This window comes from Paenibacillus sp. BSR1-1, from assembly GCF_030403775.1.
Taxonomy (GTDB): Bacteria; Bacillota; Bacilli; order Bacillales; family Cytobacillaceae; genus Neobacillus.
This window is the reverse complement of the sequence record NZ_JAQMWQ010000001.1, coordinates 277,248-302,004: the sequence shown is the minus strand read 5'-3', so window position 1 is coordinate 302,004 and position 24,757 is coordinate 277,248. Positions and strand designations below refer to the sequence as shown.

Below are 24,757 nucleotides of genomic sequence, written 5' to 3'. Positions count from 1 at the left end.
GGGGAGCAAAAATGGCAACAACGAATACGTTAAATGATCAATTAAATGAAAATCGAAAAAAAATTGAAGCTGGCGGTCATCCAAAATATCATGAGAAAGCCAAAGAGCAAAAAAAGCTTTTTGTCCGCGATCGCTTGGCTTTATTGTTTGATGACGGAAAGTATGAAGAAGATGGGAAGTTCGCTAATTTTAAAGCTGGAGATCTTCCAGCAGACGGTGTTGTTACTGCAATCGGAAAAATACATGGACAGACTGTTTGTGTTATGGCGAATGATTCTACCATCAAGGCAGGTTCTTGGGGAGCGCGTACAGTAGAAAAAATTATTCGGATTCAAGAAACAGCTGAAAAATTGAAGGTTCCCCTATTCTATCTGGTCGATTCCGCTGGGGCGAGAATCACCGATCAATTAGAAATGTTCCCGAACCGCCGCGGCGCTGGAAGGATTTTTTATAATCAAGTCAAACTCTCTGGAATGATTCCTCAGGTTTGTATTTTGTTTGGGCCATCTGCTGCCGGTGGAGCGTATATTCCAGCCTTTTGCGATATCGTCATCATGGTCGATCAAAATGCTTCCATGTACCTTGGTTCACCTAGAATGGCGGAAAAGGTTATTGGGGAAAAGGTTACACTGGAGGAAATGGGCGGAGCACGGATGCACTGTTCTGTAAGCGGCTGTGGTGATGTCCTCGCTTATAGCGAAGAAGAAGCGATTGAATCTGCCAAGAAATACATCAGCTATTTTCCGGCAAGTTTCAAGGAAAAAACAAAATTGGTGAATGGAATGGAAGCAAAGGAAGGCCGTGAACTTGAAGCGATTATTCCGGAAAACCAAAATGCCCCGTTTGATATGTACGAGTGTATTGATAGACTAGTTGATAATGCTAGTTTTTATGAAATTAAAAAGTTATTTGCATCTGAGCTTATAACTGGATTAGCTAGAATTGATGGAAGAGCTGTAGGGATTATTGCCAATCAGCCGAAAGTTAAGGGCGGCGTTCTATTCGTCGATTCTGCGGATAAAGCGGCAAAATTCATCCAGCTTTGCGATGCTTTTCATATTCCGCTTTTGTTCTTGGCAGATGTGCCTGGTTTTATGATTGGCACAAAAGTAGAACGTGCAGGTATTATCCGTCATGGCGCTAAATTGATTGCTGCAATGAGCTCTGCCACTGTTCCAAAAATCTCAGTCATTGTTCGTAAGGCTTACGGTGCAGGTCTTTATGCGATGGCGGGCCCTGCGTTTGAACCAGATTGCTGTATCGCTTTGCCGACAGCTCAAATTGCTGTCATGGGGCCTGAAGCTGCCGTTAATGCGGTTTACTCCAATAAAATAAATGAAATTGCAGATCCAAAAGAAAGAATCGCTTACGTCCAAGAGAAACACAAAGAATATAAAGAACATATTGATATTTATAAGCTTGCTTCCGAATTGATTGTGGATGAAATTGTTGCGCCGTCAGAATTAAGAAACGTTTTGATTCAACGATTTGCCTACTATGAAACTAAAGAATTAACCTTTAGTGTGCGTAAGCATCCTGTTTACCCTGTATAAGAAAAAAGTTAAACCCTTTTTGACTTTTGTCGAAAAGGGTTTATTTTTTTATGTTCTCTTAAAGGATTGTGGTTTTTATACCGCTGTTGATTGGGGCGCAAATCAACAGCCAAGTAAAATATCCAATTTTTTTGAAAAAGCTACTAACAGACTTTCATTAGTATCTGATAAAATTGGATAAAGAAGATAAAAAGAGGGATTCTTATGAAAATTGGAATTATCGGTGCCGGATCAATTGGTTTATTATCTGCTGCTTCCTTAAACAAAAGTTTTGAGGTCAAAATTTACACAAGAACGCCCGAGCAAGCATTTGAAATAAATAAATTTGGCATTGAGGTTCAAAAAGGAGTTGAACGGGAGGTATCTTTCGTAAAGGCATTTCCTATTACTGAATGGAGTGGATTTGAGGACCTTTCAATTATTACTGTGAAACAATATCAACTTCCAGAGCTTATCTTGAATGTTAACCAATTACCTGAAACTCCCAAAAGCCTTTTATTCCTTCAAAATGGGATGGGGCATTTAAAACTGCTTGATCAAATTCGTGCACAAAATATTTTTGTCGGCTCTATTGAGCATGGAGCCTTAAGAGATAATTCATATACCGTCACACAAAATGGTGAAGGTGTAACAAATGTTGCAGTTTATAAAGGGAATTCAGAACTATTACGTTTATTGATAAAGACTGCCCCAGAAGATTTTCCTTTAGTCATGAAGGAAAATTACTACGAAATGCTCTTAAATAAATTAATGGTAAACGCGGTGGTCAATCCATTAACAGCCATCTTACGAGTCAAAAACGGAGAATTAATTCAAAATCATTTTTTTAATAAGGCTTTGACAAACCTTTTTAAAGAAATCTCTTTTATTTTGAATATTGAAAAACCACAACCTTATTTTGAACAAATCATTAACATTTGTAAGAATACAGCCAATAATCGCTCATCGATGTTAAAAGACATAGAAGCTGGCAGGCCGACAGAAATTGATGCTATTTTAGGGTATCTCTTAGAGGAAGCAAAAAAACAAAATAAAAAGGCCCCACAAATAGAAAATTTATATTATTTGATTAAAGGCAATGAATTGGAAAAAGGAGAGTGTTAATTTGAGCAGCATCATTTCAACAATATTAACCCTTTTCATTACTCTCCCGTTTTTAGGTTTATTTGTCATTTTTTTAATTTTTAAATTGGTGACAAAAAACACCCGTAAATCAGTACATAAAGCGTTAGATTATACAACTGTTTTATTTATCTTTTCAGTCCACTTTTTAATCTTAACAATTTGGGATAAATCTCTGTTTTGGTTAATAATACTGATAATGATAGTTATTGCGATGATGTTTGTTTTAGTCCATTGGAAGGTAAAGGAAGAAATTATCATAAAAAAAGTAATGAAGGGTTTTTGGCGGTTTAATTTTATTTTATTTTTCTTAGTTTATATCAGCTTAACATTATATGGATTAATTCATCGCGCGTTGACTTTTACTTTTTCTACCTAAAGATGGAGCAAATATTTTTTTTTATAGGGGTAGGTAGTGGTATACTCGTTAAAGAATGAATTTGGATGATCAGAAAGGGAGTACATAAATGGAGATTTTAAATCTCTCTTTACCAGCAACCAATCGCTTTGCTTCAAATTATTTGGAACAATCTGCTGAGATTCAGCCATTTTTCCATTATCGATATAATGAAACAAGCGAAGATGAGAGAAGGGTAGAAGAATTAAGGAACAGGTCGTTTCCCCGTATCCAGGTTGCTGCTCATATTGAGAGCTTTATGGAGCGTTTTCCATCTTCAAATGCGGTTAAAAGCTCTATTGAAAAGCTGAAGCAGAATGAAAGCGTAGTGGTTATTGGAGGCCAGCAAGCCGGTATCCTTACAGGACCGCTCTATTCAATACATAAAGTCATTTCCATCATCAAATTGGCGGAGCAAAAGGAAAGGCAGCTTGGCATTCCTGTTATTCCTGTATTTTGGATTGCTGGAGAGGACCATGACTTCCAAGAAGTAAACCATGTGAATGTTCAAGTTAACCAAAAAGTGGATAAATGGACATACCCAGAAAAAGTTATTCAAAAGAAAATGGTGTCCGATATTCAATTAAACAGGGATACTTGTCTTAAATGGGTTAAAAATTTAATTGAGAACTTCGGTGAAACGGATCATAGTAATGATTTATTGGCCTTTGCTGAAGAAAAAATTAGGAAGTCAATAACTTTTGTCGATTTCTTTGCTCAAATTATCATGGAATTGTTTAAGGATTTCGGACTGCTCATTGTCGATTCCGGTGATAAAGAATTTCGCATGCTGCAGAAAGAATTTTTTAAAAATCAAATCGTTCATCATGACTCAATCAATTTCTCTTTACTAGAACAGCAAAGAGAAATTGGAAAAAAGGGGTATCCGATTACCATTGAAGCTGGTGAAGATAACGCTAATTTGTTTTTCTATGATCAAAAGTTAATGGAACGGATTTTGCTTGAATTTGATCGTGAACGAGACCAGTTTGTGGGGAAAAGTGGCGGTATTTCTTTCTCAAGAGAAGAATTATTGGAGATTGCTGCTCAAAATCCTGAAAAATTAAGCAATAACGTGGTGACGAGGCCCCTGATGCAGGAGTGGCTTTTTCCAACCCTTGCATTCATTGCGGGCCCTGGTGAAATTTCTTATTGGGCAGAATTGAAGCTCGTTTTCGAGCACTTTAATATTAAAATGCCGCCAATTGTACCAAGATTAAATTTAACCTTTTTAGATCGTTCAGTTGAAACTGATATAGCGGATTTAAAGCTAAAATTAATCGACATATTACAGCGTGGAACGGATCTTGAAAGAGATCATTTTCTAACTTCCATTAAAGACAAAGAAATAGATGAATTGTTTTTACAAACAAAGGATCACCTGAGAATTCAATATCAATTAATTGAAGCGAAAACAGGTGAGCTGGATCGCGGCCTTCTCCCGCTTCTAAAGAAAAATGAAAATTACTTATTAAAAGAAATTGGTTTTATGCAAGCTAGACTCGAAGATGCCATTAAATTAAAGCATGAAGTTAAATTAAGTAAATTTACTCGTATTGATCTTGCATTAAGACCAGGTGGCCATCCGCAAGAACGTGTTTGGAATGTCTTTTATTATTTAAATCTGTATGGTATGAACTTTATTAATGACCTCATGACAGGCTATTTTGTCTTTGACGGTACCCATAAGGTTATTAAACTGTAGAAGAACCTCACTCATATGTGGGGTTCTTCTTTTTTTTGTGAAAAATTACTTGGATTAAAAAGGGATTTCATGATTTTAGGACGAATAGTTAAAAAATAGGTGGTGGAAAGTGGGGGAATGTGGTACATTTTTAATAGAAAGTGGGGGTAATGGGTATGTTCATGGGTGAATACCATCACAGCATTGATAATAAAGGCCGCTTGATCGTGCCCTCCAAATTCCGAGATGAACTAGGTGAAATGTTTATCATCACAAGAGGTTTGGACCAATGCTTGTTTGGATACCCGTTATCAGAGTGGGAGCTGATTGAAGAAAAGCTGAAAGGCTTGCCACTTACAAAAAAAGATGCCCGTGCTTTTACTAGATTCTTCTTTTCTGGTGCAACCGAAAGTGAACTGGATAAACAAGGAAGAATCAATATCCCTGCACCACTATTGCAATATGCAAAGCTGGAAAAAGAATGTGTGATTTTGGGTGTTTCCAATCGAATTGAAATTTGGAGCAAGCAGATTTGGGAAGATTATTTTTCAGAATCAGAAGAATCTTTTGCGGAAATTGCAGAAAATATGATTGGCTTTGATATATAATGGATAAGTTATATTAATATATTTTCTGTCCAGATTATCGTTTGATTGGAAAAGGTGGTACGTATATGTTTAAACATACAACTGTGTTATTAGAAGAAGCTGTTGACGGCTTAAACATTAAGCCAAATGGTATTTATGTTGATTGTACTCTAGGCGGAGCAGGCCATAGCTCTCTTATTCTTTCAAGACTTGGAGCAGGAGGCAGGTTGTTTGCATTTGACCAGGACGAAACAGCGATAGCAAATGCAAAAGAGAAGCTGTCCCAATACGGAGAACAATTAACCATTATTAAAAGCAATTTCTTGTTTTTACAAGAAGAACTTGAAAATCGAGGAATCACTAAAGTAGATGGAGTCCTTTACGATTTAGGAGTGTCCTCCCCACAGCTGGATACACCGGAAAGAGGCTTTAGCTACCACCATGATGCTCCGTTGGATATGAGGATGGACAATGAAGCTGATGTGTCAGCTTATGATGTCGTAAATCATTGGTCATATGAAGATTTGGTTCGCATCTTTTTTCGATATGGTGAAGAAAAATTCTCAAAGCAAATTGCGCGGAAAATCGAAGCAGCCCGAATGGTAAAACCAATTGAAACAACTGCAGAGTTGGTTGAACTGATTAAAGATGCAATCCCTGCACCTGCCAGACGAAAGGGCGGTCATCCTGCCAAGCGGATTTTTCAAGCAATCAGAATTGCAGTAAATGATGAATTGGCTGTCTTTGAGAAATCACTTAACCAAGCGATAGAATTGTTAAACCCTGAAGGGAGAATTAGTGTCATTACTTTTCACTCCCTAGAGGACAGGATTTGCAAGGCTGCCTTTAAAAAGGCAAGTGAAACCCCTGATTTACCTCCAGGCTTACCAATTATTCCAGATGAGTACAAGCCCATTTTAAAGCTGGTTACTCGAAAACCGACTCTTCCATCAGATGAAGAATTAGAACAAAATAATCGTGCTCGATCTGCAAAGCTTCGAATTGCAGAGAAACTATAGGGAAATTTACAAAAAAATAATCCGGAGGGGAAAGAATGAGTAATCTTGCCAGGAATTTTGAGCAGCAACAGGAGCAGCGTGTCGAAAAAACAGTACAAGACAGGAGCAAAATAAAAATAAAAAAATCCTGGCTCACTCCAGGGGAAAAAATTATTGGGGTGGCTTTTGCTGGGTTAGTGTGTTTCGGTGCCATCCACCTTATTTCAAACCAAGCTAAAATTTACGATATCAATGAGGATATTCAAAAGGTTGAAACGAAAGTAGAAGAACAGCAAAAGGTAAACCGAGATCTACAGGACCAAGTCAGTGAATTAAGTTCATACGAACGGATTTTTGAAAAGGCTAAGAAAATGGGTCTTTTAATAAATGAAAATGACGTCAAGGTTGTGCAGAATAAATGAACAAGAAACAGCCATATATGAATTTAGGAGCAGCCTGTTTGTTTGCACTCTTCGGCCTGCTCTTTTTTGTATTATTATTCAGGTACTTTTCGATTCAAATTACCGGAGAAGTGGATGGTCAAGCTCTCGCCGCAAAGGCGGAGCAAAAATATAGCCGCAATGGAGTCTTACAAGCAACGAGGGGAACGATATTTGACCGCAATGGTGTGGTTGTTGCCGAAGATACGACTGCTTATAAATTGATTGCCATTCTTGATAAAAAAATGACAACGAATCCGAAAGAACCGAAACATGTAAAAGACCTTAATAAAACAGCAGAAGAATTGGCTAAATACATTGACTTGGATCAATCAGATATATATAAAATTTTAGCGGATGGTAAAAAAAAGAAACGGTTTCAGGTGGAGTTTGGCCGGTACGGAAAAGATATTTCCCATGAAACAAAGATAAAAATTGAAGCCTTAAAACTTCCGGGAATTACCTTTACCCGTGATTCGAAACGATTTTATCCTAATGGAGTATTTGCTTCACATCTAGTTGGATATGCTGACCGGATTGAGCAGAAGGACGGGTCGTATAAATCGATTGGGAAAATGGGGATTGAAAAAGAATATAACAAGAATTTAACCGGGGAAAATGGCGAAATCAATTATGAAAGCGATTTGTGGGGGTATATCCTTCCGGATGGGAAAGAAAAAATCAAAGCAGCACAAGATGGAAATGATATTTATTTGACCATCGATCAAAAGATACAAACCTTTTTAGAAGATGCGATGAATAAAGCAGCTAAAGATTATAAACCGAAAAAAATTATTGCAATTGTTGCTGATCCGAAAACTGGAGAGATTTTAGCGATGGGTCAACGGCCATCGTTCCATCCAAAAACAAAAGAAGGTATTGAAGATGGATGGCATAATGAAGCCGTTGAAACTTCCTTTGAACCTGGATCCACGATGAAAATTTTTACACTTGCTGCTGCAGTTCAGGAAAATGTTTTTAATCCTAATGAGCAATATAAGTCTGGTTCTTATCAGGTAACCAACAAAGATAAAGCTATCCACGACCATAATGGATCAGGGTGGGGGACAATCACATATCTTGAAGGCGTTCAGCGTTCATCAAACGTTGCCTTTGCAAAAATAGCAAAGGAAAAATTGGGGTTTGAAAAGTTTAGAGAATATTTAACGAAATTTGGCTTCGATAAACCAACAGGAATTGAATTGCCGGATGAAACGTCCGGGAAAATTCAATACACCTATCCAATTGAAAAGATTACGACGGCATATGGTCAAGGGACAGCAATTACACCAATGCAACAAATTCAAGCAGCTACAGCAATCGCCAATGACGGGAAAATGATGAAGCCGCACGTAGTCGAAAAAATTGTCAATCATGATACGGGAGAAATAATTAAAAAGGAATCCCCGGAAGTGGTGTCAACCCCAATTTCTGCAGAAACAGCTAAAAAGGTTCGCGACATTCTGGAAACGGTTGTAACATCCCCTAAAGGCACAGGAGTTCGCTATAAAATAGATGGGTACGATGTTGCCGGGAAAACAGGGACTGCCAATATCCCTGGTCCTGATGGGAAATATTTGAAGGGCGCAGACAATTATATGTTTTCTTTCTTAGGAATGGCACCAAAGGATGACCCAAAGCTCATTGTTTATGTGGCTGTTCAGCAGCCGGATCTTAATGGAACCGGTCAAGGTGCTTTGCCTGTATCCGAGGTATTTAACCCAGTCATGAAAAATAGTCTGCATTATTTAAATATCCAGCCCTCCACAGTTGAAAAAACAACTGTCAATAAAATTACAAGCCTAAAGGGTCAGACGGCTGATGAAGCGGTAAAAGCGCTTAAATCACAAGGGCTGGAGCCCGTAGTTATAGGCAATGGCAAAGAAGTCGTCAATCAAATGCCTAAAGCAGGAACCACTGTTTTAGAAGGTGAGAAAATCATTATTCAAACGGATGGGGAGTCTCTTGCGCCGGATATGTTGGGCTGGTCCTTGAGAGATGTAATGAAAATAGCCAACATAGCTGGGTTGAAACTAAATTCTAAGGGCAAAGGTTATGTCGATCAGCAGAATATCAAACCAAAAACGCCATTAAAAAAAGGCGATTTCCTTATTGTTGATTTAAAAACACCAGAGGAACAATGGGACGCTGAGAATAACGCTAAAAAAGATGAGCAAGGAACAAAAGAGGAAAAACCAGAAGAAAAGGTAAAGGATTAGTTTTAAATCCCGCTGATTAAGCGGGATTTTTACTGGTGAAATCAAGTCTGTTGGCGGTCTAATCATATAAGTACAAGCATATAAATGAACGATAAGAAAAGGAGGATCGTTCATACTATGCGTGTGTCAAATGTAACTGTTCGAAAACGACTAATGATTGCCCTATTCATTGGGATTCTAACCTTCTTAATTATTGATGTCCGGCTTGGATATGTTCAATTTTTTCTAGGCGATACGTTGACTGACCGAGCAAAAGGGTCCTGGAGCAGGAATATCCCATTTGAACCCGAACGTGGCCAAATAGTAGACCGCAACGGGGTACCGCTTGCAACCAATATTAGTGCACCAACCGTTTATGTGATTCCTAGACAAATCAAAGATCCGGCTGCAACCGCAGAAAAGCTTGCTGCGGTGTTGAATATGTCAAAAGAAAAGGCCTATCGGGATATAACCAAAAAAGCCTCGTCAGTCAGGATTAAAGAAGGAAGAAAAATCTCTCATGATAAGGCAAAGGAAATTAGAGCTTTAGGTCTTGAAGGTGTATATATTGGTGAAGATTCCAAACGTTATTATCCATATGGCAGCTATCTTTCTCATGTTTTAGGTTTTACTGGAGTGGACAACCAGGGATTAATGGGTTTAGAACAATATTATGATAAAGAGCTAAGCGGCGAACGGGGTGCAGTAAAATTTTACGCCAATGCTAAAGGCGAACGAATGAATAGCATGGCGGATGATTATGAGCACCCCGTTAACGGTTTAGATTTAAAGTTGACAATTGATTCAAAAATCCAAACCATTATGGAAAGGGAATTAGATAATGCCGAGGCCAAATATAATCCGGATGGCATTATAGCGATTGCAATGAACCCTAATAATGGGGAAATCCTAGGGATGTCAAGCAGACCAACATTTGACCCTGCCAATTTCCGGAATGTTCCCCAAGAAGTCTATAATCGCAATCTGCCTGTTTGGTCAACCTATGAGCCTGGTTCTACCTTTAAAATTATCACCTTGGCTGCCGCGTTAAATGAAGGTAAAGTAAATTTAGAAAAAGAACATTTTCATGATTCCGGCTCAGTCCAGATTGCTGGAGCTAGATTAAAATGCTGGAAAAGGGGCGGCCATGGCAGCCAATCTTTTTTAGAAGTTGTACAAAACTCCTGTAACCCTGGATTTGTGGAACTTGGGGAGCGGTTAGGGAAAGAAAAGCTTTTTAAATATGTTAAGGATTTTGGCTTCGGGCAAAAAACAGGGATTGATTTGCAGGGAGAAGGAACAGGGATATTATTTAACTTAGACCGTGTAGGTCCTGTTGAACAAGCGACCACTGCTTTTGGACAGGGGGTATCCGTTACCCCGATTCAACAAGTTACGGCAGTGTCAGCGGCAGTTAATGGCGGGATTTTATACAAGCCTTTTATTGCAAAGGAGTTAATTGATCCTGTTACAAAAGAGGTTGTAATGAGGAATTCTCCTGTTGAAAAAAGACGGGTCATTTCTGAAAAAACTTCGAAAGAAATTCGTAATGCCCTTGAGAGTGTTGTCGCACAAGGAACAGGCGGCAGGGCATTTGTAGATGGATATCGTGTTGGTGGGAAAACAGGTACAGCCCAAAAAGCGCAAAACGGAAGGTACTTAGAAAATAACTTTATCGTTTCGTTTATTGGTTTTGCCCCAGCTGATGACCCGCAGATTGTTGTGTATGTTGCTGTCGATAACCCAAAAGGAGTAACCGCCTTTGGTGGAACCGTTAGTGCGCCAATTGTGGGTAATATAATGAAAGATGGATTGACTGCCTTAGGGGTGCCGCCTCGAAAAGATCAAATAGAGAAAAAAGTTAAATGGCCGGATACTCCATTAATAAAGCTGCCTGACTTTGTTGGATTATCTAAATTAGAACTTCAAGAACAGTTCATTAATTTAAAAATTGATGCCAGTGGTGACGGGGATGTAGTTGTCAGACAGTCTCCTGCACCAGGCACGAAGGTAAAAGAAGGGTCAAAAATTAGACTTTACTTTGGTAAGGAAGATGAATAGATGAATGATAACCAACTCATGGGCGGCCGGAAAATTTTCCGCCGCCTAATTTTTCTTTACACTTTGAATACTAAGGCTCTTTTCGTAAACTTTGTAGCTTTTGAAACTTATTAAGGGTAATTTACAAAGTTACTAGGCCATTTTCGCAAATGTACATACGAAAAGATGCCACGAAGATTCTTTTATACGGGTTGATAAACATTAACGAGAAACAACTATAAATGCGAAAATAGCCATTACTAAATAGCAAAATAAAATGTTTTAATGTAAAATAAGATGGAACTTTCGTCAGCAGATTAAAGTATATTTATGCTGGCAAAATTGTATGCAGGGGCATGAGAGGATTTGAGATCAATGAAGTTACACAAGCTGCTTGAGAATTTGCACTTATTAACTCCTTATGAGGGAGAAGACCCGGATATTATTTCAATTGAAAATGATAATCGTAAGGTGCAAAACGGGAGCTTATTTATTTGTATTAAAGGCTATACCGTGGACGGACATGATTTTGCGGATTCCGCAGTAGAAAAGGGAGCCGTAGCTATACTTGCAGAACGTCCATTACCATTAAAGGTTCCAGTAATCATAGTTCAAGATACAACAAGAGCAATGGCAGTACTTGCTGATGCCTTTTACGGCCAGCCGACAAAAAAGCTGCATTTGATTGGAATTACAGGAACGAATGGGAAAACGACAACAAGTCATTTAATTGAAAAAATATTATCAGACCAAAAGAAGAAAACAGGTCTAATCGGAACAATGTATACTAAGATTGCTGATAAGATAATGGAGACAAAAAATACCACACCAGAAAGTTTAACACTGCAAAAGACGTTTCAGCATATGGTTGATGAAGGCGTCGAAGCGGCGGTAATGGAGGTTTCATCCCATGCACTTGATTTAGGGAGGGTCCATGGCTGTGACTATAATGTGGCGGTATTCACCAATTTAACACAAGACCATTTAGATTATCATAAAACAATGGAAGAATATCAGCGCGCAAAAAGCTTATTGTTTGCTCAACTTGGCAATACATATGAAAACAGTAAGCCAAAATTTGCGGTCTTGAACGCAGATGACCCGGCTTCAGATATGTTTAGAAGGTCTACGGCGGCTCATGTTATTACATATGGAATTGATGAAAAAGCCGATTTCCAGGCAACAAACATTCAGATGACATCTGCTGGTACAAATTTTGAACTCGTAATAGGGAAAAGCAAATATTCGATTAACATGCAGTTAATCGGTAAATTCAGTGTTTATAATGTTTTGGCGAGCATTGCAGCAACTTACGTTTCAAGAATACCATTAGCTGATATTATAAAGTCAATTGAAAATGTAGAAGGCGTTTCCGGAAGATTTGAACTGGTCAATGCCGGGCAGGATTTTACGGTAATTGTTGACTATGCCCACACACCAGACAGCCTTGAAAATGTATTGAAAACAATTAAGCACTTTGCAAAGAAAAAGATTTTCGTTATCGTAGGCTGTGGAGGAGACAGAGATCGGACAAAGCGCCCTTTAATGGCTGAGATTGCGTGTAAATTGGCAACGGATCCGATTTTTACTTCAGATAATCCAAGGAGCGAAGATCCGCTGGCTATCTTAAAAGATATGGAAGCAGGGGTTAAGCATCCCCAATACGTCTACACCATCATACCTGATCGAAAAGAAGCTATAAAAAGTGCAATTCAGCAGGCAGATGCTGGTGATGTGGTCTTAATTGCCGGGAAGGGCCATGAAACCTATCAAATCATTGGAACACAAGTTTATGATTTTGATGACCGGCTAGTGGCACTTGATGCAATTAAGGGGAGATAAGTATGTTTTTAGCTTTATCAGACTTGTCCGTTCTGTTTAAAGATCATCTGGGCGTACAAGATGAACTTTTGTTTTATACGGTTACAGACCAAGCGAATGTCATTCAGCCAAAGGGCCTGTTCGTTTCGGTAAATGAAGGAACTGAAGATCTTGCGGAGGCAATGGCAAATGGCGCAATTGCAGCTATATGGGAGAATGGTAAAAAACTGCCCCATTATACGCCGAATCAGTTTCCGGTATTCTTTACTGCTGATAGCGTTGAAGCAATAAAAAAACTATTACAACACTATCTTGAAAAATTAAATGGAGAAATTGAAGAGACAATGGAGATAACTAACTTTAAATTTTCAAATAAAGAACTTCTTAATAAAAATAGAGAAACATATGATATTGCTGTGATGTTAAAAAAGTTAACGAAACAACATGTTATTGATTCTGAAGGGAGGGAGTAGAATGCTGGAGCAAGTTATTTTTTTCACAATCATTATGGGCTTTCTCGTTACCGTATTGCTTTCTCCAATATTTATTCCCTTCTTAAGAAGGTTGAAATTTGGACAAAGCATTCGGGAAGAAGGTCCTAAATCGCACCAAAAGAAAACCGGAACGCCGACAATGGGCGGAATTATGATTTTATTTTCAGTTGTCCTCACAACAATCGTCATGACTGGAAAATTTTCAGAACCAACCGTAAAAACCTATTTGCTTTTGCTGGTAACCCTTGGATTTGGATTACTAGGCTTTTTAGACGATTTTATCAAAGTCGCGTTGAAACGAAATTTAGGATTAACCTCTAAACAAAAGCTTTTAGGTCAAATTATTATTTCTGTCATTTTTTATTTAGTTTATAAACAAAATGGTTTTTCTACTGAAGTAAGTATCCCATTTACGGACGCTTCCTTTGATTTAGGGTGGTTTTTCATCTTTTTCATTATTTTTTGGCTTGTCGGATTCTCCAATGCTGTCAACCTTACAGATGGACTCGATGGCTTGGTGTCAGGAACGGCAGCCATTGCATTTGGGGCTTTTGCTGTACTTGCTTGGAATCAATCTCAAATGGAAATAGCGATTTTTTCTGTGGCTGTTGTTGGTGCTGTTTTAGGATTCCTCGTTTTCAATGCCCATCCAGCAAAGGTTTTTATGGGAGATACAGGTTCGCTTGCTCTTGGAGGTGCGATTGCTACCATTGCGATTCTGACAAAGCTTGAATTATTGCTTGTGATTATTGGCGGAGTATTTGTGATTGAAACTTTATCAGTTATACTGCAAGTAGCTTCCTTTAAAACAACGGGAAAAAGAATTTTCCGTATGAGCCCGCTGCATCATCATTATGAGCTGGTGGGTTGGTCTGAGTGGAGAGTTGTTGTAACGTTTTGGAGTGTTGGATTAATACTTGCTATCCTTGGAATCTATATAGAGGTGTGGTTGTAATTGAAGCAGATTGAAAAGTATCGTCATAAAAAAATTCTTGTTCTTGGCTTAGCCAAAAGCGGTGTAACAGCTGCTGCATTATTACATAAGCTTGGAGCATTTGTAACAGTTAATGATAAAAAACCATTATCTGAAAATCCTGAAGCCCAAGGCCTTCTAGAACAGGGGATTAAAGTGATTTGTGGGGATCATCCTGTTGAACTCCTTGATGAGGGTTTTGAATTAATTGTAAAAAATCCAGGGATTCCTTATAACAACCCGATGATTGAAGGGGCAGTTAATATGGGAATTCCGGTTATTACAGAGGTTGAGCTTGCCTATGAAATCTCGGAAGCTCCCTTTATCGGAATTACCGGTACAAATGGTAAAACAACGACGACAACACTCGTATATGAGATGTTGAATGAAGGCAGCAAAAATCCATTAATTGCCGGGAATATTGGAACCGTTGCATCAGGTGTTGCCGAAAAGGCAACGAAGGATAACACAATCGTGATCGAGTTATCTTCCTTTCAGTTAATGGGAATAGAAACTTTTAATCCTAAAATCGCGATTATTACCAATCTATATGATGCCCACTTGGATTATCATGGGACTAGAGAGGAATATAAAGCAGCGAAGGCGAATATCACGAAAAACCAAACTGAACTGGAATATTTGATAATCAATGCAGATCAGGATGAAACCTTTGAAATTGCCCTTCAGTCTAATGCGAAAATCATTCCCTTTTCCACGAAGAAGGAATTGGCTGAAGGTGCCTTTATCCGTGACGGATGGATTTACTTTAATGATGAAAAAGTAATGGCAATTGATCAAATTGCATTACCTGGAGTACACAATTTAGAAAATATTTTATGTGCTATGGCTGCTGCAAAACTTTCTGGTGTGGAGAACAAAGCGATTCAGGAAGTCCTCAGGACCTTTACTGGAGTAAGGCATCGCTTACAATATGTTAAGGAAGTTGACGGCAGAAAATTTTATAACGACTCAAAAGCTACCAATATTTTAGCAACTATTAATGCTTTGGCTGCCTTTGAAGTCCCAATTGTTTTACTAGCAGGCGGGCTGGATCGCGGCAACGAGTTTGATGAACTTAAGCCGTATCTAAACAATGTAAAAGCATTAATCACCTTCGGGCAAACAGCAGAGAAGCTTGAGCGGGTTGGTCGTGAAGCAGGAATAAAAGTAATCAAGCATGTCGATAATGTGGCTATGGCCGTGCCTGAAGCATTTGGTTTATCTAATTCAGGTGATGTCATTCTGTTGTCTCCTGCTTGTGCCAGCTGGGATCAATACAAAACTTTTGAAGTCAGGGGAGACATTTTTATCGAAGCGGTGCATAAGCTTAAGTAAGGGCTTGTCTTACAAAGAAAAGCGGAAGCGCCTTGCCCAGGGCGACAAGCATAAGCCGAGCCGGCGGGAAGGTTGGTCTTTAACCTTCCCGACGGATTGGCTTATGACCTCGAGCCACTAGGCGCTGTAGCTGGACATAATTATTTCTCACTCAACATAAGGCCCTAAAACTTGCAGTTGAGGTGTTTAGTGGTGCCGACAAAGAGAACGACTCCTGATTTTATTTTAATGATTGTTACATTTACGCTGCTTGCAGTTGGACTTATCATGGTATACAGCGCTAGCGCTATTTGGGCGGAGTATAAATTCAATGATTCCTTTTTCTTTGCTAAGAGGCAGACTCTGTTTGCAGGGGTAGGGATTGCTGCCATGTTTTTTATCATGAACATAAACTATTGGACATGGAGAACATGGGCGAAAACGATTTTAATTGTTTGTTTCGTATTGTTAATTTTGGTTTTAATTCCAGGAATCGGAAATGTACGTAATGGTTCGCGAAGCTGGATAGGAGTTGGAGCATTTTCCATCCAGCCTTCTGAATTTATGAAACTTGCGATGATTGCCTTTTTAGCCAAGTATTTATCTGAAAGGCAGAAATTAATTACCTCCTTTAAGAAGGGGCTTGTGCCCTCATTAGGACTTGCCTTTGTTGCCTTTGCCATGATTATGCTGCAGCCTGACCTAGGCACTGGAACAGTAATGATTGGTACCTGCGTGGTGATGATTTTTATTGCAGGCGCAAGAGTAAGCCATTTTGCCTTTTTGGGACTATTAGGAGTGGCAGGGTTTGTTGGTTTGATTGCATCCGCCCCGTATCGTATTAAAAGGATTACTTCCTTTTTAGATCCTTGGTCCGACCCACTGGGAAGCGGATTTCAAATTATCCAATCACTTTATGCCATAGGTCCTGGAGGGTTATTTGGACTCGGACTTGGTGAAAGCAGGCAAAAGTTTTTTTACTTACCTGAACCGCAAACAGATTTTATCTTTGCGATTCTTTCTGAGGAATTAGGTTTTATTGGCGGCTCGTTTATCTTGCTATTATTTGCACTTCTTTTATGGAGAGGAATTCGTATAGCTTTAGGGGCACCTGATTTATATGGCAGCTTTCTTGCTGTGGGGATTATCGCAATGGTTGCCATTCAAGTCATGATCAATATCGGGGTTGTGACAGGGCTCATGCCGGTTACAGGTATTACTTTGCCATTTTTAAGTTATGGAGGATCCTCGCTTACTTTGATGCTGATGGCGATAGGTGTTCTCTTAAATATTAGCCGCTATTCTAGATATTAAAGGATACCCTGTGGTGGCAGGGTTCTTTTTATTTTACAATTAGATAACATTCTTTTGTCATTTGCTTTCTTTATTCGCTTTTTATAGTAAGATAGGAATGCATTCAGGTTTTAAATCGTTAATGAGGTGGAAAAATGAAAATAGTAGTAAGCGGCGGGGGAACTGGCGGACATATCTATCCTGCACTCGCCCTCATTAGAGAAATCCAAAAAGAAAACAAACAAGCTGAGTTTTTATACATAGGAACCAATAATGGTTTGGAAAGTAAAATTGTTCCGAGAGAAAATATTGCTTTTAAATCTATCCATATTACGGGTTTTAAAAGGAAGCTTTCCTTTGAAAATGTGAAAACCGTTATTCGATTTCTTAAAGGCGTTCAGGACAGTAAAAAAATTTTAAAAGAGTTTAAACCGGACATTGTCATCGGGACTGGCGGGTATGTGTGTGGACCTGTCGTTTATGCAGCTTCTAAGCTTCGTATTCCAACGATTATTCACGAACAAAATAGTGTCCCTGGACTTACAAATAAATTTTTAAGCCGCTATGTAAACAAAGTAGCCATTTGCTTTGATGAAGCAAAGGAATTTTTTCCAAAGGAAAAGGTTGTTTTTACGGGGAATCCCCGCGCTTCTGAGGTAATTGGCAAGGATGGAATTAAAGGGAGACTTTCAGCAGGCCTGAGTACTACAAAGCCAGCAGTGCTCATCTTTGGCGGAAGCCGCGGTGCACGTCCAATTAATGAAGCTGTTATCAAGTCTTTATCGGACTTTGCTGAAAAACCATACCAGATTCTCTATGTTACTGGAGATGTGCATTTTGAAGATGTAAAAAAAGAAGTGGAGTTAGTTGGAAATCCCCAAAATGTTGTCATAAAGCCATTTATTCATAATATGCCAGAGGTTTTGGCAGGGATTGATTTAGTTGTCTCAAGGGCTGGTGCAACATCCTTAGCTGAAATTACTTCACTGGGCATTCCAAGTATCCTAATTCCGAGCCCATATGTGACAAATAATCATCAAGAAAAAAATGCCCGTGCTTTAAGTGATCATGGAGCAGCACAGCTTTTATTAGAAAAAGAGTTAAACAGCAAAAGTTTAATTGGACATATTGATCGAATCCTCTTAAATAACGAAAATCTTAAGGAAATGAAATTAAAAGCTAAAAAACTGGGTGTTCCTGACTCCGCTGGCAGGTTGTATCAAGTTATGGAACAGCTAGTTAAGGGTGTACAAAAGTAGCCCATATTTATTTTTTGCATAGACTAAAATATACGTATGTTTGGAAAGTTAGGTGGTAAATTTGGACGGTATCGTAGCGGAATTGCAAGCTTCAAAAATCGGAAAGGTGAAGGAAAATGAACCTCTTGCCCATCACACCACAATAAAGATTGGCGGGCCTGCTGATATTTTTATAGAGCCTACATCTGTAGCGGACTTAAAGAAAGTAATGGATATCATTAAGAAGTATCAGGTGAATTGGCGAGCTATAGGAAGAGGATCGAATCTTTTGGTTTCTGATAAAGGGATTGAAGGGGCGATTATTAAACTCGGATCAGGCATTGATCATCTTGATATAAATGGTTCGGAAATCACAGTAGGCGGCGGACATTCCCTTGTTAGTTTATCAACGCTTATTAGTAAAAAAGGGCTCTCAGGCCTTGAATTCGCCAGCGGTATCCCAGGGTCAGTGGGCGGTGCTGTTTATATGAATGCAGGGGCACATGGATCAGATATTAGTAAAATCTTAACGAAAGCTCATATATTGTTTGAAGATGGAACGATGGAATGGCTGTCAAATGAAGAAATGGAATTCTCCTACAGGACCTCTGTCTTGCAGAAAAAGCGTCCCGGCATCGTTGTTGAGGCTGTTTTTCAGCTAGATGAAGGTGAAAAGGGAAATATTGTTGCGCAGATGCAAAAAAATAAGGATTATCGAAAAGAAACGCAGCCTTGGAATTACCCATGTGCAGGAAGTATTTTTCGAAACCCATTACCTAATTATGCAGGAAAACTAGTAGAAGTAGCTGGTTTAAAAGGCTTCAGTATTGGCGGAGCAAAAATCTCTGAAATGCATGGGAATTTTATCATCAACGCTGGAAATGCAACGGCAGGGGATGTGCTTGCCTTAATCCAGCATGTGAAAGATACGATCTACAACCTTTATGAAGTTAGAATGGAAACAGAAGTTGAGATAATTGGAAGGAAATAGTATTTAATTGCTAAATTTATCCTTACTTTTATGGTAATAATTTTCTTACGAATGACAAATATTGTGGTATAATTACTGATAATATTATAGGTGCGAACTCTCTAGGTAAACGAATGACGGCATGATTTTTCGTGCCGTTGTTTCTCTTTTCAAGCTATCATTTAAAGAGTTATGGACAAGCTTATTAGTTGTTATTTTAGGGCAGCTGCTTTTATGTTGGGGGAATTATGAATGGAAAATGATAAAATCGTTGCTCTTGAGGATCGTATTCCAAAACTGAAAGAACAAAGAAGGCGTAAAGCAAACAGACGGCTTGTGCTTTTGCTTATTACGTTTTTCATGATGATCGTTGCGGTAGCCTATACACAATCACCACTTAGTCATGTTAAGACGATTACAATTAAAGGTAATGAGATATATTCTAAAGATGAAATCATCCATAAAAGCGGCCTTTCAAAAAATACGAATATTTGGAAAGTTAGAAAGGATGCTGTCGTTTCAAAAGTAGAGCAGCTCCCTGAAATTAATAAGGCTGTTGTAAAACGAAAGTGGCCCAACACGATTATAATCCAAGTAGTAGAGCATAAGAGAATCGCATATTTAAAAAAGGATACGTCCTACTTTCCCGTAATGGAGAATGGAAAGATACTTAATGAAAGAAAAACGGAAGTGGTTCCAGTAAATTCTCCGATTCTTTTCGATTTTAAAGAAGGGGCAGCTCTGAACGAAATGGTAAAAGAGCTAAAAAAGCTTCCAATTGAAATAACTAACTCCATTTCTGAAATTCATTATACTCCCAAAAAAACAGATCGATACCACGTTTCCTTATTTATGAATGATGGCTTCGAGGTTAGTGCCACATTAAAGAGCTTTTCAGAAAAGATGGTCCATTATCCTTCTATTATTGGCCAATTAGATCCAAATAAAAAAGGAATTATCGACTTAGAAGTAGGGTCTTATTTTAGGGCTTTTGAATCGGAAGTGGAGGAAAAGAAAGTTGAATAGGATGAAGGTGAAGGGGAAACACGTTATTCTGTCTTTTGTCTGCCTAGTTTTAGGATTTATGCTTGCTTTCTCCTATCATTTGACGCAAATCGAAAAACAAAAAGAAAAGCCCAATCTATCAGGAAAGCAATATGAAAAAACACTTACACTCAGAAATCAATTGATTGCCCAGGAGGAGACCAACCGAAAACTGCAAAAGGAATTAAATCAAAAGCAGGATAAAGTACAAAAAAATGAAAAAAATCTCGCAAAAGAGGCCCAGGTATATCAAAATTTAGCTGAAGATGCAGAAAAATACAGGATGTATCTTGGTAAGGTAAAAGTAAAAGGCAGCGGGGTAAAGGTTACGCTTACTGACGGGGCTTACGACCCTAAAGAAGATAATATTAATAATTACCTCGTCCATGAGCATCATGTATTTAAAGTAGTCAATGAACTTTATATATCAGGAGCAGATGCAATTGCGATAAATGGGCAGAGACTTACAAGTCATTCTTATATTGTCTGTAATGGCCCGGTCATAACTGTTGATGGTATTCAGCATCCTGCACCTTTTATTATTACAGCTATCGGCGATCCAGACGTGCTCTCGTCTTCATTAAATCTTACCGGCGGGGTAAAGGATCAATTGGTTAATGATAATATTATTTTTTCTTTAGAAAAAGAAAGTGACATTACCCTCAATCCAATTTTAGGAAGCTGATTATGGACAAACAAAAATTAAATATTAGTTTTACCTTGGTAGCAGCTGTTGTGGGTTTCATGATTGCGATTCAATTTCAAACCGTGAAAAAACCTGAAGAACGGGATACTAGAGACATTTGGCAGCTCCGGGAAGCCCTTCTGCAAGAAAAAGAGCTCCAGTCTAATTTATTGACTGAAATTCGTTCTAATGAAGAAAAGCTATCAGCTTATGAATCTAAGCGAAAGCAAAGCAAGGAACAGGCCTTAAGGGATACATTGGAGGAATTAAAGATCGAGGCCGGTTTAACCGAGGTAACAGGGCCAGGAATTACGTTAGAAATTGAACCTGCAATTGAAGATACTCAATTAGGAGACCCTGTTACAAGGGTTGTTTCCCCAGAATTATTGAAGAGATTGTTGAACGAATTAAATATGTATGAAGCGAAATATGTATCTATTGACGGTCAACGAATTATTAATACAACCGTAATCAGGGATATCAACAAAGAAACTAAAATTGATGGCCATTCTATTAAAAGTTTACCAATAGAGGTGAAGGTGGCTGTTGCTGATTCAACTACGGCTGAAAAATTATATAATCGGATGAAAGTATCAAAAGCAAGGGATGAATTTTTTACTGAAGGCTTGAGGCTGAATGTCTCGGCTCCTATTCCGAATATTAAGGTGCCAGCCTATGATAATCCAATTCGTATCCGGTTTTTGGAACCGATTAAAGAAGGGGTCGGTACCTAATGTGGCTTCCGTTTATGGGTCTTGTCATTGGAATCATTCTTGGTTTATTGACTGAGATCCGAATTCCAGAGGAATATTCAAATTATTTGTCGATTGCTGTCTTAGCTGCATTCGACACGTTATTTGGTGGAATTCGCGCATACTTGCAAAATATTTATGATGAAAAGGTGTTTGTATCAGGCTTCTTCTTTAATATTGTACTTGCTGCAAGTTTAGCTTTTCTCGGTGTTCATCTTGGTGTAGACTTGTATTTAGCAGCAGTTTTTGCGTTTGGGGTCAGATTGTTTCAGAATATTGCTGTAATTCGTCGAATATTATTGACGAAATGGTCAACCAACAAAGAAAAATTAGAAAAAAGTTGAAAATTTTTAAAGGGAATCATTTAATTGTGACGAATATTTTTATAAGATATGACTTGGAAATTAATTGAACAAGAAAATTGTTGTTCTATTTTAGGAAAAATAAAGGAGGTGCCAGAGAATGAACAGCAATGAAATATATGTTAGCCTTGACATCGGTACATCCAGTGTAAAAGTAATCATTGGTGAAATGGTTCATGATTCAGGAAAAGGCTCGTTAAATATTATAGGTGTCGGAAATGTAAAATCTGAAGGGCTGCGTAAAGGTTCGATTGTCGATATGGATGATACGGTTCATTCTATTAAGCGGGCAATTGAACAGGCGGAAAGAATGGTAGGAATGGAAATCAGGGAAATTGTCGTTGGAATTCCAGGACACCATGTTATGCTTCAGCCTTGTCACGGTATTGTAGCTGTTTCTGGCCAAAATAGAGAAATTACAAATGAAGACGTTATTCGTGTCATTGAAGCTTCCCATGTCGGATCAATTCCTCCTGAGAGAGGAAATATGGGAGTTATCCAAAGGCAATTTATCCTAGATGGTAAAGATGAAATAAATGACCCGCGCGGAATGATTGGTGTCCGTTTGGAGATGGATGGAACGCTGATTACTGGTTCAAATTCCGTTTTGGCCAATACCATTCGCTGTGTCGAGCGCGCTGGTCTTAGTTTTTCTGATATTATCCTGCAGCCGCTGGCAGCTGGTGAGTATGCTTTATCCAAGGATGAAAAAAACCTTGGTGTCGCTTTGATTGACCTCGGAGGCGGTTCCACAAATATCTCTGTTTTTCAAGATGGTTTTATAACTGCAACTGGTGTCATTTCAGTTGGCGGTGACCATATCACAAAGGACCTGTCGGTTGGACTCCGAACTTCTACTGAGGACGCTGAAAAAATAAAGATAAAGCATGGACATGCCTTCTATGATATGGCATCAGAAGATGTAGTGTTCAGTGTTCCGATTATCGGCAGTGATCAGCACCAACAATTTAACCAGTTGGAAATTTCTGATATAATTGAAGCGAGAATGGAAGAAATTTTCGAATTGGCTGCCCATGAATTAAAGAGAATGGGCGTTACCAGTCTGCCGGGAGGATTTGTTTTAACGGGCGGCGGTGCCAACATGCAAGGAGTTTTGGAGCTTGCACAAGATATGTTTCAAAATCCAGTTCGAATTGCAGTACCAGATTACATTGGTGTAAGAGAACCTCAATATACAGCAGCGGTTGGCTTGATAAAATATGCCTATAAGAATGCTAGATTACCAGGTGGCACGATCAGCTCTTCATCATCAGTTTCTGAGCCAATCGAAAAGAGAGTACCAAAACAACATCAACCTAAAGCAAAAGTAGAAAAACATCCGGAAGAAAAGATGTCATCAAAAGTAAAAAAATTCCTTGGTTACTTTTTCGAATAGGCATAATCGAAAAGGAAAATCGACGAATTAGGAGGATTTGTCATGTTAGAATTTGATACAAATTTAGATTCTCTTGCAACCATAAAAGTAATCGGAGTTGGCGGCGGGGGTAACAACGCCGTAAACAGAATGATTGAACATGGCGTACAAGGTGTAGAATTTATCGCAGTAAATACTGATGCACAAGCATTGAATCTTTCAAAAGCTGAAGTGAAGATGCAGATTGGTGCGAAGCTGACCAGAGGTCTTGGAGCGGGTGCGAACCCAGAGGTTGGAAAGAAGGCCGCTGAGGAAAGCAAGGAGCAAATCGAGGAAGCATTGCGCGGAGCGGATATGGTTTTCGTTACAGCAGGTATGGGCGGCGGAACCGGTACAGGTGCAGCACCAGTTATTGCTCAGATTGCCCGCGACCTTGGTGCTTTAACAGTGGGTGTTGTTACCCGTCCATTTACTTTTGAAGGTAAAAAACGTTCAAATCAAGCTTCAGGCGGTATTGGATCAATGAAAGAGGCAGTCGATACTTTGATTGTTATTCCAAATGACCGGCTTCTTGAAATTGTTGATAAGAGCACTCCGATGCTTGAGGCGTTCCGTGAAGCAGACAATGTCCTTCGTCAAGGGGTTCAAGGTATTTCTGATTTAATAGCAACACCTGGTCTTATTAACCTTGATTTTGCTGATGTAAAAACGATTATGTCAAATAAAGGCTCAGCGTTAATGGGTATTGGTGTGGCTTCCGGTGAGAGCCGTGCCACTGAAGCAGCGAAGAAAGCCATTAATTCACCTTTATTAGAAACATCAATCGATGGAGCACAAGGCGTTTTAATGAACATTACTGGCGGGACGAACTTAAGTCTTTACGAAGTTCAAGAAGCAGCTGATATCGTTGCAACGGCAACGGATCAGGAAGTTAATATGATTTTCGGTTCGGTTATCAACGAAAATTTAAAAGATGAAATTATCGTTACCGTTATTGCAACTGGCTTTAATGAAGAAGTCATTCAGCCAAAGGTAACCCGTCCTACTTTTGGACAAAATAATAAAGCTCCAGTAAATCCGATTAAGAGAGAACAGCCAAAGCGCGAAGAAGTTCATCAAGAACCAGTTCGCAATAATAATTCTTCGCAAGAAGAAACACTTGATATTCCTACATTCCTTCGTAACCGGAATCGTAGACGTTAAAAAAAGTATTGCCCTTCGGGCAATGCTTTTTTTTTGCTGTTTAAAGAAAAATGTTGATTATAAACTCTTTTGATTGGAGCGGAAGGTGCGAAGACTCCTGCAGAAGCGAAGCGCTGAGGAAGCTCCCCGCAACGCCCGCGGAAAGCGAAGCACCTGGAGCGTAAATCAACAGCCTTATTAAAATGAGCATTTATTCAAAATATTATCTGACAAA

General features: G+C 38.9%; 22 protein-coding genes. All 22 read left to right on the top strand.

Annotated features, from left to right (window positions below):
* Positions 1-11 precede the first annotated feature (11 nt).
* Positions 12-1,553 (top strand): acyl-CoA carboxylase subunit beta, encoded by a 1,542-nt coding sequence (locus tag PH210_RS01425; protein ID WP_289982368.1) that lies wholly within the window; start codon positions 12-14, stop codon positions 1,551-1,553.
* A gap of 204 nt (positions 1,554-1,757) precedes the next feature.
* The gene (locus PH210_RS01420) at positions 1,758-2,657 is read left to right on the top strand and encodes a 2-dehydropantoate 2-reductase (protein ID WP_289982367.1); all 900 of its coding nucleotides are present in this window, start codon (positions 1,758-1,760) and stop codon (positions 2,655-2,657) included.
* Between the two features lies 1 nt (position 2,658).
* Positions 2,659-3,054 (top strand): DUF3397 domain-containing protein, encoded by a 396-nt coding sequence (locus PH210_RS01415; RefSeq protein ID WP_289982364.1) that lies wholly within the window; start codon positions 2,659-2,661, stop codon positions 3,052-3,054.
* 88 nt (positions 3,055-3,142) lie between these two features.
* Entirely contained in the window at positions 3,143-4,777 is a 1,635-nt protein-coding gene (gene bshC / locus PH210_RS01410) for a bacillithiol biosynthesis cysteine-adding enzyme BshC (protein ID WP_289982363.1), read from the top strand.
* A gap of 155 nt (positions 4,778-4,932) precedes the next feature.
* The gene (mraZ, locus tag PH210_RS01405; protein WP_289982362.1) at positions 4,933-5,364 is read left to right on the top strand and encodes a division/cell wall cluster transcriptional repressor MraZ; all 432 of its coding nucleotides are present in this window, start codon (positions 4,933-4,935) and stop codon (positions 5,362-5,364) included.
* Between the two features lie 65 nt (positions 5,365-5,429).
* A complete protein-coding gene (gene rsmH, locus PH210_RS01400; RefSeq protein WP_289982361.1) occupies positions 5,430-6,362 on the top strand; it encodes a 16S rRNA (cytosine(1402)-N(4))-methyltransferase RsmH in 933 nt (310 codons plus the stop codon).
* A gap of 35 nt (positions 6,363-6,397) precedes the next feature.
* Complete coding sequence (gene ftsL / locus PH210_RS01395) at positions 6,398-6,763, top strand: cell division protein FtsL (protein WP_289982359.1); 366 nt, start codon at positions 6,398-6,400, stop codon at positions 6,761-6,763.
* On the top strand, positions 6,760-9,000 hold the full coding sequence (locus tag PH210_RS01390) for a penicillin-binding protein (protein ID WP_289982357.1): 2,241 nt from the start codon (positions 6,760-6,762) through the stop codon (positions 8,998-9,000). The genes ftsL and PH210_RS01390 overlap by 4 nt, the downstream gene beginning before the upstream one ends.
* A 117-nt stretch (positions 9,001-9,117) precedes the next feature.
* The gene (locus PH210_RS01385; protein ID WP_289982356.1) at positions 9,118-11,040 is read left to right on the top strand and encodes a stage V sporulation protein D; all 1,923 of its coding nucleotides are present in this window, start codon (positions 9,118-9,120) and stop codon (positions 11,038-11,040) included.
* A gap of 354 nt (positions 11,041-11,394) precedes the next feature.
* Positions 11,395-12,861, top strand: coding sequence for a UDP-N-acetylmuramoyl-L-alanyl-D-glutamate--2,6-diaminopimelate ligase (locus PH210_RS01380; RefSeq protein ID WP_289982355.1), 1,467 nt, complete (start codon positions 11,395-11,397; stop codon positions 12,859-12,861).
* Positions 12,862-12,863: 2 nt separating this feature from the next.
* Complete coding sequence (locus tag PH210_RS01375; protein ID WP_289982354.1) at positions 12,864-13,313, top strand: hypothetical protein; 450 nt, start codon at positions 12,864-12,866, stop codon at positions 13,311-13,313.
* Between the two features lies 1 nt (position 13,314).
* Positions 13,315-14,289, top strand: coding sequence for a phospho-N-acetylmuramoyl-pentapeptide-transferase (mraY, locus tag PH210_RS01370; protein WP_289982353.1), 975 nt, complete (start codon positions 13,315-13,317; stop codon positions 14,287-14,289).
* Positions 14,290-15,642, top strand: coding sequence for a UDP-N-acetylmuramoyl-L-alanine--D-glutamate ligase (gene murD / locus PH210_RS01365; protein WP_289982352.1), 1,353 nt, complete (start codon positions 14,290-14,292; stop codon positions 15,640-15,642).
* Between the two features lie 228 nt (positions 15,643-15,870).
* Complete coding sequence (spoVE, locus tag PH210_RS01360; RefSeq protein WP_483312075.1) at positions 15,871-16,935, top strand: stage V sporulation protein E; 1,065 nt, start codon at positions 15,871-15,873, stop codon at positions 16,933-16,935.
* Positions 16,936-17,069: 134 nt separating this feature from the next.
* Positions 17,070-18,173, top strand: coding sequence for an undecaprenyldiphospho-muramoylpentapeptide beta-N-acetylglucosaminyltransferase (murG, locus tag PH210_RS01355; protein ID WP_289982350.1), 1,104 nt, complete (start codon positions 17,070-17,072; stop codon positions 18,171-18,173).
* Positions 18,174-18,234: 61 nt separating this feature from the next.
* Positions 18,235-19,143: a UDP-N-acetylmuramate dehydrogenase gene (murB, locus tag PH210_RS01350; RefSeq protein ID WP_289982349.1), complete on the top strand. Its 909-nt coding sequence runs from the start codon at positions 18,235-18,237 to the stop codon at positions 19,141-19,143.
* A 231-nt stretch (positions 19,144-19,374) separates the two neighbouring features.
* Positions 19,375-20,148: a cell division protein FtsQ/DivIB gene (locus tag PH210_RS01345; protein ID WP_289982348.1), complete on the top strand. Its 774-nt coding sequence runs from the start codon at positions 19,375-19,377 to the stop codon at positions 20,146-20,148.
* Between the two features lies 1 nt (position 20,149).
* Positions 20,150-20,851, top strand: coding sequence for a DUF881 domain-containing protein (locus PH210_RS01340; protein WP_289982963.1), 702 nt, complete (start codon positions 20,150-20,152; stop codon positions 20,849-20,851).
* A 2-nt stretch (positions 20,852-20,853) separates the two neighbouring features.
* Positions 20,854-21,585, top strand: coding sequence for a DUF881 domain-containing protein (locus PH210_RS01335; RefSeq protein ID WP_289982347.1), 732 nt, complete (start codon positions 20,854-20,856; stop codon positions 21,583-21,585).
* On the top strand, positions 21,585-21,947 hold the full coding sequence (locus PH210_RS01330) for a small basic family protein (protein WP_289982346.1): 363 nt from the start codon (positions 21,585-21,587) through the stop codon (positions 21,945-21,947). The genes PH210_RS01335 and PH210_RS01330 overlap by 1 nt, the downstream gene beginning before the upstream one ends.
* Positions 21,948-22,065: 118 nt before the next feature.
* On the top strand, positions 22,066-23,361 hold the full coding sequence (ftsA, locus tag PH210_RS01325) for a cell division protein FtsA (RefSeq protein WP_289982345.1): 1,296 nt from the start codon (positions 22,066-22,068) through the stop codon (positions 23,359-23,361).
* 42 nt (positions 23,362-23,403) lie between these two features.
* Entirely contained in the window at positions 23,404-24,543 is a 1,140-nt protein-coding gene (gene ftsZ, locus PH210_RS01320) for a cell division protein FtsZ (protein ID WP_223596028.1), read from the top strand.
* The last annotated feature ends 214 nt before the right edge of the window (positions 24,544-24,757 follow it).